We start from the raw sequence: 8,582 nt of genomic DNA, 5'->3' as shown, positions 1-8,582 counted from the left end.
TGATACCGGTAGCAGGCTACCAGCCGCCGCACAGCGGCAGAAAATCGCGAGGATGCTACTGCCCGGCCGCCCGCGGCAGATCGTAGTGGCGCGCGAACGGAACGTAGTCCAGATGCTCGAACTCGGGATCCTCGTCGTCGATCTCCAGCACCGCGGCACCTGGCCGTCGCAACCGCGACGGCACCACGTCGAACTCCTGGTCGGCTGCGGTGTTCTCGACGCCCAGCCGCGACCTGGCGACCCGCTGTGCACGACGCCGGCGCACCCGTGCCTCAATGCGAGTCTGTCGACGCAGGTAGGCCAGGTAGATGGCGGTGACCGCGCCCACTGAAGCAGTTACCCACCACATCGTCGAGGACCAGGTATACGCCGCGATAGCACTGGTAAGCAGCAGCACGGCCATCACCGTGAGACTCCGCGCGCGGAATCGATACTTGCGAGCCGTCACCGCCTCGGCAGTAGTCGATTCATACCGGCGTCGGCGAGACGCGCTCATGGAGTCGGCGATGTGCAGATCCGCGTCCGACGGCGCCTCCAAACCCGATGAGTCGGCGACATACTCGTACTCGTATTTGTCGTCGCCGTACTCATCGGCGTGAAGGTCGTCGTCGCCGTACTCATCGGCGTGAAGGTCGTCGGCGCCGCACTCATCGGCCTGAAGGTCGCCGGCGCCGTACTCATCGTCGTAGTTGTCGTCGTCGTAGTTGTCGTCGTAGTTGTCGTCGTCGGGAAGGTCATCCTCGGCGCCGTAGGCCGAACCGGCAGCCTTGATGTCCCTGGGTTGACCGGGATGACCGTATTCCGAAATCAGCTCGTCGCTTTCGGCCCCGGTGACCGGATGATCGCGGGGTGTGAGTCGGCCGATGGGCAGCGCAGCGGAATCCTCCACGACATCGACATCCAGATAGTCGGTTTCACCTTCGGCGTGCTGGGCTTCGGCGGCGACCATGACGACCGCCCGGCCTGGTGCCTCGTTCTCGACCTCGCCGAGGCCGTCGAACTCACCGTCCACCTCGTCACCGGAGGGCCGCCAGTCCGGATCGCTGCGGTGCCCCGACGCGGGCGCACGCCGCCGGCGGAGCCGGGCGGTGCGGCTGCTGTTGAGCACCCGCGTCGCCAGAGCGACGTCGCTGGTGCGACGGACGGCATCGCGCTTGTTGATCAACATGGGAACCAGCACGAAGAGCCAGAGGACAACAAGGGAGATCCAGAGAAGAGATTGGGGGATGCTTGGCATGGCGCCTGCTCCTTTCCCCATCAGGCTAGGTCTGTGACCAGCGCATCCGAGGGCGGCGCGCCGAAGACAATTACACACCTGTAATTCGCTGGTGACAAGCACCAAACGCCACATTTGTCACATCAGTAACACGGGGGCCCTAAAATCGACACCATCAGCCCCACGAAGCGTGGCCCGCGCGGACCAGCGTGGAGGCCACCGACCCGGACACTTCCTCGATGGTCATCGCCACCAACAGGTGATCGCGCCAGGCGCCGTCGACGTCAAGGTAGCGCTTCAGCAGGCCTTCCTCACGAAATCCGGCCTTTGCCAGCACCGCGCGACTCGCCGCGTTCTCGGGGCGCACAGTGGCTTCGACGCGGTGCAACCTGACCGGGCCGAAACAGTGGTCCAGGCCCAGTGCCAGCGCCCCGGTGGCGACGCCACCGCCCGTCGACCCGCTGGCGACCCAGTAACCGATCCACGCAGAGCGCAGCGCACCGTGAGTCACATTTCCGATCGTGAGCTGGCCTGCGAACTGTCCGTCGAGCTCGATCATGTAGGGCAACATGCGGCCCTTGCGGGCCTCGGCACGCAGGCCCGAACAGACTGAAGGCCACGACGAAACAGCATGTCGCACTGTCCAACTCAGATCAGTCGAGGGCTCCCAAGGTTCAAGGTGTTCGCGGTCGGCCAGCCTGGCCCTGCTCCACTGCGCGGCATCGCGAAGGCGGACCGGACGCAACCGGACCAGCCCCGCGGACACCCGCAGTGGGCCGACGGGCACGGGCCATCCCGGATGCTGCGAACGGGAGCTCCACAGGTTCATGACGGCGGTCATCTGGCGTTCAGCCGCGCTGCGCCAAGAATTCGACGTCAACGACCTCACCCGTGCCGATCTGCTCCGCGTCGGGAGGCACGACGACCAGACAGTTTGCCTCGGCCAGGGTCGCCAGTAGGTGCGATGAGGCGCCGGGCTCTCCGCCCAGAGCCTGCACCAGGTATTCGCCGGTGTCCTGGTCCCGCATCAACTGGCCGCGCAAATATCCCTTGCGACCGGCTACCGAGCTGATCGGGGACAAGGTGCGGGCCTGCACGACACGCCGCGCCGGCTGCCGCTTACCGAGCGAGAGCCGAAGAAGCGGACGCACCATGACCTCGAACACCACCAAGGCGCTGACCGGATTGGCGGGCAGCAGGAAGACGGGGACGCGCTCGGGCCCCAGTTGGCCGAAGCCCTGCACCGACCCCGGATGCATCGCAATCCGCGTGACCTCCATGTCTCCGAGCTGGGCAAGCACCGATCGCACCCCCTCGGCGGCCGCGCCCCCTACGGCACCCGCGATGACCACCGCCTCGGCGCGGGCCAATTGACCTTCGATGACCTGCCGCAACTGCTGGGGGTCAGTCGGCACAATGCCGACCCGGTTCACCTCCGCGCCCGCATCCCTTCCCGCGGCCGCCAGCGCGTAGGAGTTCACGTCGTACACCTGACCATTGCCCGGCGTCCGCGAAATGTCGACGAGTTCGCCACCCACACACATCACGGATAGTCGCGGCCGCGGGTGCACCAGTACGCGCTCACTCCCCACCGCGGCGAGCAGGCCCACCTGCGCGGCACCGATGACCGTGCCGGCTCGCACCGCGACGTCACCGGGCTGCACATCGTCACCCGTGCGACGCACGTAGGCACCAGATCGGACCCCCCGCAATACCCTGACCCGCGTCTGGCCGCCATCCGTCCAGCGCAACGGCAATACAGCATCGGCAAGGGTGGGCAGCGGCGCGCCGGTCTGCACTCGCGCCGCCTGCCGTGGCTGCAGTCTGCCCGGAGTACGCGCGCCGGCCTCGATCACACCCATCACCGGCAGGCTGATATTGCGGTCTCTGGACTCCTCGGCGTCGTCATCATCGTCGCCCCCGTCGGCGTCGCCGATGCCGAGTACGTCGACGCTGCGGACCGCGTACCCGTCGATCGCCGCTTGGTCGAATCCAGGCAGTGGACGCTTGGTCACCACCTCTTCGGCACACATCAAACCCTGCGCCTCCGCGATCGCCACGCGTACCGGCCGTGGGGCCACCGCGGCAGAGGCTACCCGCGCCTGCTGCTCCTCCACCGAACGCAAATCACGCCTTTCTCCCGTTCACAACACCCGGCCGACGTGGACTGACACCGACAGCGCTGAGCGGATGCGCCCGCCGCTAGAACCGCTAGAGCTTTTCCACCAGGCCGCTCAGCCCCAACCGCTCGACCAACCACTGGCGCAGTTCGGGCCCGTAATCGTCGCGCTCCAACGCAAAGTCAACCGCAGCCTTCAGGTAGCCGCCCGGATTTCCCAGGTCGTGTCGAGATCCTCGGTGGACCACCACGTGCACCGGGTGCCCCTCGTCGATCAGCAGAGCAATCGCGTCGGTGAGCTGCAATTCGCCGCCCGCACCTCGCGGAATCCGTTTGAGTGCGCCGAATACCGCCCGATCGAGGATGTAGCGCCCAGCTGCGGCGTACGGCGAAGGCGCATCCTCGGCTCTGGGCTTTTCCACCATGCCCTTGACCTTGAGCACGTTGGGGTTGACGGCGTCAGGGACGGTCTCGACGTCGAAAACCCCGTAGGCACTGATGTGCTCTTCGTCCACCTCGATCGCGCACAGCACCGAACCGCCGCGTTTGGCCCGCACCTTCGACATCGTCTCCAGCACACCTGTGGGCAGCACCAAGTCGTCAGGCAAGAGCACTGCGATCGCGTCTTCGCCCGGAGCCAAGCTGGACTCGACACAACTCACCGCATGCCCGAGACCGAGGGGTTCGGCCTGGACCACCGACTCGACCTTGATCAGCGCCGGCGCGCGCCGGACCTTCTCCAGCATCGAACTCTTGCCGCGCGCCTCCAGGGTTCCCTCAAGGACCAGATCCTCGACGAAGTGCGCGACCACGCCGTCCTTACCCTCGGACGTGATGATGATCAGCCGCTGGGCGCCGGCATCGGCCGCCTCTGCGGCAACCAACTCGATACCAGGCGTGTCGACGACGGGCAGCAATTCCTTGGGCACCGTCTTGGTGGCGGGAAGAAAACGCGTTCCCAGTCCCGCCGCGGGCACGACCGCGGTGTAAGGGATCGGAACTTCAGGCCGATTCATCGTTCACACATTATCCTCTCTGCCTTGGGTGGTTCCTTCCTACCCGGCACCGGAGGAGTTCGCGTGCGGTCGACAAAGGCACAGGTAAGAACCGGGATCCTGGCTGCCCGCAGATCCGTGGCCGCACAAACGCGAGATGCCGAGGCAGAAGTACTCGCTACCTACCTGTCGGCGTTCGTCAACCCTGGCCAGACAGTGTGCGCCTATGTCCCCGTCGGCTCCGAGCCCGGTTCCCCGGAGCTGATCGATGCGTTGGCGCGCCGCGAGGTCATCGTGCTTCTGCCGGTTGCTCGCCGGGGTGTCGACGACGCGCCGTTGCCGCTGCGGTGGGGCCGGTATCGCCCGGGGGAACTCGTCGATGCCCCGTTCGGACTGTCCGAACCCGAGCCACCATGGTTGCCAGCCCAGGCGGTGGCAAAGGCGGACGTGGTGGTGGTGCCCGCACTTGCGGTCGACCGGCGGGGCATGCGACTGGGCCGCGGCGCGGGGTTCTACGACCGTTCATTGCTGTTGGCTGACCCTGGCGCCGCACTCGTCGCCGTGGTCCGTGACGATGAACTCGTCGATCGGCTCCCCGCCGAACCACACGATGTGCGCATGACACATGCGCTGACCCCCGGCCAGGGGGTGGTCGCGCTCGGTCTATGAGCGCGGATGGGTGCGGGAGTGACCAAGGCCGCCTGGCGGTTCTAGCACTTGAGCCGGTAGAGTGCTAGAAAGTTCGACCACCGTGGAGGTTTTTAGTGCCTACCTATTCCTATGCATGCACCGAATGCGCCAACAAGTTCGATGTGGTGCAGGCGTTCACCGACGATTCGATGACCGAGTGCCCCCAGTGCGATGGACGGCTGCGCAAGGTCTTCGGCAAGGTGGGAGTGGTCTTCAAGGGCAGCGGTTTCTATCGCAATGACAGCCGCGAGGCGGCCAAGAGCTCGGCCCAAAGCTCCAGTTCCGGTAGCCCGGACTCCTCGGCCGCCACATCGTCGGAGAAGACCTCGTCGGAGAAGACCTCGGCGGAAACCTCAAGCTCCTCGGACAAGTCGACCTCCTCGGACAAGTCGAGTAGTACATCGAAGAGCTCCTCGAAGCCGGCAGCCACAGCGTCGAACTGAGGTTATCCACAGCCGCACAACCAGGGGCTGGCTGAGCGTCTGCAGGCTGTCTAGCCTGGCCGAATGGGGGATTCGCTCGACCCTGGACCACTGCATCGGCTTGCCCGCTTCCTGCGACCCGATTGGTCGCATACCGTGGCCGCCCGGCGGGCGCTTGCGGGGGCCCTCGTCGTTCTGGCCGCCATTGCCGCCTGGCGTGACGATCCGCGCGCGGAGAACACCGCGGTCGTCGTCACCACTCGCGACCTGTCGCCGGGCACCCGACTGGCTGCCGACGACATCCGGCTGGAAACACACGCGACGTCAACCATCCCCGATGGTTCACAGACCGATGCCGACTCGGTGGTGGGGGCCACGCTGGCCGGGCCGGCGCGTCGGGGTGAGGTCGTTACCGATGTGCGGGTCCTGGGGCCGCGGTTGGCTGAATCGGCCGCCGGGCCGGACGCGCGCATCGTTGCCCTTCCACTGGCCGACGCCGCCCTGGTAGACCTGGTAAGGCCCGGAGACATCGTCGACATCGTGGCCGCGCCGGCATCGGCTGACGCCGTGGACAGCTCCCGGTTGATCGCCACCGACGCGGTGGTGGTGCTGGTGTCGGCCAAAGATAACCGGATGACCGCCGGTGGTGGCGGTCGCGTGGTGCTGGTAGCGCTGGATGCCGCGGCCGCGAAGACCGTCGCCGGCGCGGCACTGGTACAGGCCATCACGCTCACACTGCACTGACCACCCAACGAGTTCCGCCCCCGACGGAATCGTCGGGGGCGGAATCGTGAAGCGTCAGATCAGAAAACCCTGCCCGTGCCCGCCGTGTGGGCGTTGCCCCCTCTGCACTGTGGACCGGTCCTGGTGCTCTGGTTGAAGTTGCCGCGCCATGGGTTCGAGGGCGACAGGCCGATGGCGTTCCAGCCGTCTGATCCCACCCAACTGGGCCCCGTCTCGGCGGCCCTCTGCATCGGTTCACCGTGGTCGGCGTCGTGGATCGACGCCGTACCGAGCGTACCGGTACTGACATCACAGCGATTCGCGCCGGAGGTGGAGTCGGCCTGCCGCGAGCTCACAACTCCGTTTCCGCGCACATCCGTCATGCCAGGGTCGTTCGGGTTCGCGCTCGCGGCGCCTGCACCGAGCGTGGCGGCAGCCATGCTGAAGGCAAGTGCACCGCAGCCCAGAACGCCCAGCTTGGCGGATTTGCGGGAGACATCGACCATTGGCCTGCCCCTTTCTATGTGACGAGATCTCTACATGATGAGATCGCGATAACGAGACCGCGCGTTACGGCAGTCGAATATTCCAGTGCCCGCAGCCTACCAGTGCGAACGGACCCTCCAGTTGACATCACCGAGCAAAGCCGATTGCTTAGGAATTACTCAGGTTCAACTGCTCAGGAAACACTCAGGTTCAGCGGAGTTGGCCTGCCACCCCGCTCCGGTGAAACCGAGTCCAGCGAATGCGGCCCAGCGCATTCGCCGGGCGTGAATCCATGGACCGTCAGGTCAGAACCCGCTGGCGCTGCCCTTGCCGCACTGCGGACCGGTGCCGGTGTTTCCGGGGCTGAAGGCACCGCCCCACGGGTTTGACGGCGACAGGCCAATGGCCTGCCAGCCCCGTGACCCGACCCACTCAGGTCCGGCTTCTTCGGCCCTCTGCATCGGCACACCGATATCGCTGGTTACTGTTGATGCACCCTTTGTGCCGGTACTGACTGAACAGTAGCCCCCGCCGGTGACGGAGGCCGATTGACGCGAGTTCACGACTCCGCTTCCACCCACCTCTGTCATGGCGGGATCGTTTTGGTCAGCGCTGGCGGTGCCCGCCCCGAATGTCAGGGCAGCCATACTGAAGAACAGAGCACCGACGCCGAGGACGTTCAGCTTGGTGGATTTGACGGTGAGAGCGGCCATCGGCCTGCCCCTTTCTGGGACGAGATCGCGCGGGTCGCGACGACAGTGGAAGCGTTCAACATCGATCTGAGAATATCAGCGCGGACCCCACCCCGCATTTCGGGAGAGCAAAGTCGACTATCAAGAAATCAACCCGGTCCACCGAGGTTGGCGGCAAGTCTGCGCTGGCGTGAATTCGCGGTAAAACAGCAGCTAGATCAGTCGTAACAGCGACGGTATGACCGGCCCAGTGCACTCAGTCGCCGGTGTCGCTCCGGTCGCAATAGCAAACATTGCTGTCGCCGAGGGTAGTCACTTGGCATCCCGGAGTCGCCTCCAGCGAGAGGCCCGGTCTCGCCTTGCTCCCCGCCGACGCGGATGTCGACCCACACCGCCGATGTGCGAATGCCATCAATGCCTACCGCACCGGGGTGTTCCGAGAGGTTGTGTTCCCAGAGGTTATGGTCCGAGTCGACCTGGATAAGTCACACACGAAAGGATTGCCAACCAATGCTCAAGGGGTTCAAGGAGTTCATATCGCGGGGCAACGTGATCGATCTGGCCGTCGCGGTGGTGATCGGGGCCGCATTCACCGGCGTGGTGACGGCGTTCACGCAGAACGTGATACAGCCCCTCATCGACCGGATCGGCGCTGGACCCGATTCGGAGTACGGCATCCTGCAGATCCCTCTCGGAGGTGAGCAATATGTCGATCTCAACGCTGTGCTGTCGGCGGGCATCAACTTCCTCCTCGTAGCTGCGGTGATCTACTTCCTGATCGTCGCGCCGTTCAAGAAGATCCATGAGCTGGGCGAGAACGCGGAATCCGGAGATACATCGGAGGAGACCGAGCTGACTCTATTGAAAGAAATCCGTGATCTCCTGCACGCTGACGCGAACGCCGATGCGACCGGCAGGCACGGCAGCGCATCCCCACAGACCGAGGAACAAGAGTGACCAACCACCCGTGAGCTGATGTGAATCAACGACAATCGGCCCCGGCTGCAGCCGAGGCCGATTGTCGTTGGGCGAAAGTTCAGTTCATGTTCCAGGGTGCGCCGTAAGTCGTGACGCTGTCACCGGTCGAGGAGACCAACCGGGCGAACGGCCGCAGCAGCACCCCACCAGCCGCGCCGGTCACCGTGCCATGGGCATTGGACACCGCCACCGAACCACCAGGCCCGGCAACATCGACGCTGAAGGTCGCGACCTCCTGAATACCCGGACCGTTACCGAGGT

The 8,582-nt window shown here is 65.4% G+C and carries 11 protein-coding genes; 4 read left to right on the top strand and 7 right to left on the bottom strand.

What is annotated here, in order from left to right:
* Nucleotides 1-55: 55 nt before the first annotated feature.
* The 4 genes from sepX to ACPGXI_RS17310 form a co-directional block, all read right to left on the bottom strand.
* The gene (sepX, locus tag ACPGXI_RS17325) at nucleotides 56-1,237 is read right to left on the bottom strand and encodes a divisome protein SepX/GlpR (RefSeq protein WP_526655150.1); all 1,182 of its coding nucleotides are present in this window, start codon (nucleotides 1,235-1,237) and stop codon (nucleotides 56-58) included.
* 154 nt (nucleotides 1,238-1,391) lie between these two features.
* Complete coding sequence (locus ACPGXI_RS17320; protein WP_526655152.1) at nucleotides 1,392-2,045, bottom strand: GNAT family N-acetyltransferase; 654 nt, start codon at nucleotides 2,043-2,045, stop codon at nucleotides 1,392-1,394.
* 19 nt (nucleotides 2,046-2,064) lie between these two features.
* Complete coding sequence (gene glp / locus ACPGXI_RS17315; protein WP_526655148.1) at nucleotides 2,065-3,342, bottom strand: molybdotransferase-like divisome protein Glp; 1,278 nt, start codon at nucleotides 3,340-3,342, stop codon at nucleotides 2,065-2,067.
* An 85-nt stretch (nucleotides 3,343-3,427) separates the two neighbouring features.
* A complete protein-coding gene (locus ACPGXI_RS17310) occupies nucleotides 3,428-4,351 on the bottom strand; it encodes a UTP--glucose-1-phosphate uridylyltransferase (protein ID WP_526655146.1) in 924 nt (307 codons plus the stop codon).
* Nucleotides 4,352-4,414: 63 nt separating this feature from the next.
* Between ACPGXI_RS17310 and ACPGXI_RS17305 the strand changes: the two genes are divergently transcribed.
* The 3 genes from ACPGXI_RS17305 (at nucleotide 4,415) to ACPGXI_RS17295 (ending at nucleotide 6,186) form a co-directional block, all read left to right on the top strand.
* Nucleotides 4,415-4,999: a 5-formyltetrahydrofolate cyclo-ligase gene (locus tag ACPGXI_RS17305; RefSeq protein ID WP_526655144.1), complete on the top strand. Its 585-nt coding sequence runs from the start codon at nucleotides 4,415-4,417 to the stop codon at nucleotides 4,997-4,999.
* Between the two features lie 95 nt (nucleotides 5,000-5,094).
* Nucleotides 5,095-5,463 carry an FmdB family zinc ribbon protein gene (locus ACPGXI_RS17300; RefSeq protein ID WP_526655142.1) on the top strand — a complete coding sequence of 123 codons (369 nt, stop codon included), beginning with the start codon at nucleotides 5,095-5,097 and terminating at the stop codon, nucleotides 5,461-5,463.
* A 63-nt stretch (nucleotides 5,464-5,526) separates the two neighbouring features.
* Nucleotides 5,527-6,186, top strand: a complete 660-nt coding sequence (locus tag ACPGXI_RS17295; RefSeq protein ID WP_526655140.1) for an SAF domain-containing protein — start codon at nucleotides 5,527-5,529, stop codon at nucleotides 6,184-6,186.
* A gap of 59 nt (nucleotides 6,187-6,245) precedes the next feature.
* On the opposite strand, the gene ACPGXI_RS17290 is transcribed toward ACPGXI_RS17295, so the two are convergent.
* On the bottom strand, nucleotides 6,246-6,671 hold the full coding sequence (locus ACPGXI_RS17290; protein WP_526655138.1) for a hypothetical protein: 426 nt from the start codon (nucleotides 6,669-6,671) through the stop codon (nucleotides 6,246-6,248).
* Between the two features lie 285 nt (nucleotides 6,672-6,956).
* A complete protein-coding gene (locus ACPGXI_RS17285; protein ID WP_526655136.1) occupies nucleotides 6,957-7,364 on the bottom strand; it encodes a hypothetical protein in 408 nt (135 codons plus the stop codon).
* A 489-nt stretch (nucleotides 7,365-7,853) separates the two neighbouring features.
* Between ACPGXI_RS17285 and mscL the strand changes: the two genes are divergently transcribed.
* A complete protein-coding gene (gene mscL, locus ACPGXI_RS17280) occupies nucleotides 7,854-8,300 on the top strand; it encodes a large-conductance mechanosensitive channel protein MscL (RefSeq protein WP_526655134.1) in 447 nt (148 codons plus the stop codon).
* A gap of 79 nt (nucleotides 8,301-8,379) precedes the next feature.
* Here mscL and ACPGXI_RS17275 read toward each other — a convergent pair.
* Nucleotides 8,380-8,582, bottom strand: a 203-nt coding sequence (locus tag ACPGXI_RS17275; RefSeq protein WP_526655132.1) for an MspA family porin, incomplete at its 5' end; no start/stop codon positions are given.

It is taken from the genome of Mycobacterium sp. (genome assembly GCF_049608025.1).
GTDB lineage: Bacteria > Actinomycetota > Actinomycetes > Mycobacteriales > Mycobacteriaceae > Mycobacterium.
Note: the sequence above shows the minus strand (reverse complement) of the source record. Positions and strands in the feature narration are given on the sequence as shown.

What these genes read in the sequence shown, in the direction of transcription:
- sepX (WP_526655150.1), bottom strand. Translation starts at nt 1,237, where the DNA reads ATGCCAAGCATCCCCCAATCTCTTCTCTGGATCTCCCTTGTTGTCCTC.
- ACPGXI_RS17320 (WP_526655152.1), bottom strand. Translation starts at nt 2,045, where the DNA reads ATGAACCTGTGGAGCTCCCGTTCGCAGCATCCGGGATGGCCCGTGCCC.
- ACPGXI_RS17310 (WP_526655146.1), bottom strand. Translation starts at nt 4,351, where the DNA reads ATGAATCGGCCTGAAGTTCCGATCCCTTACACCGCGGTCGTGCCCGCG.
- ACPGXI_RS17295 (WP_526655140.1), top strand. Translation starts at nt 5,527, where the DNA reads ATGGGGGATTCGCTCGACCCTGGACCACTGCATCGGCTTGCCCGCTTC.
- ACPGXI_RS17290 (WP_526655138.1), bottom strand. Translation starts at nt 6,671, where the DNA reads ATGGTCGATGTCTCCCGCAAATCCGCCAAGCTGGGCGTTCTGGGCTGC.
- ACPGXI_RS17285 (WP_526655136.1), bottom strand. Translation starts at nt 7,364, where the DNA reads ATGGCCGCTCTCACCGTCAAATCCACCAAGCTGAACGTCCTCGGCGTC.
- mscL (WP_526655134.1), top strand. Translation starts at nt 7,854, where the DNA reads ATGCTCAAGGGGTTCAAGGAGTTCATATCGCGGGGCAACGTGATCGAT.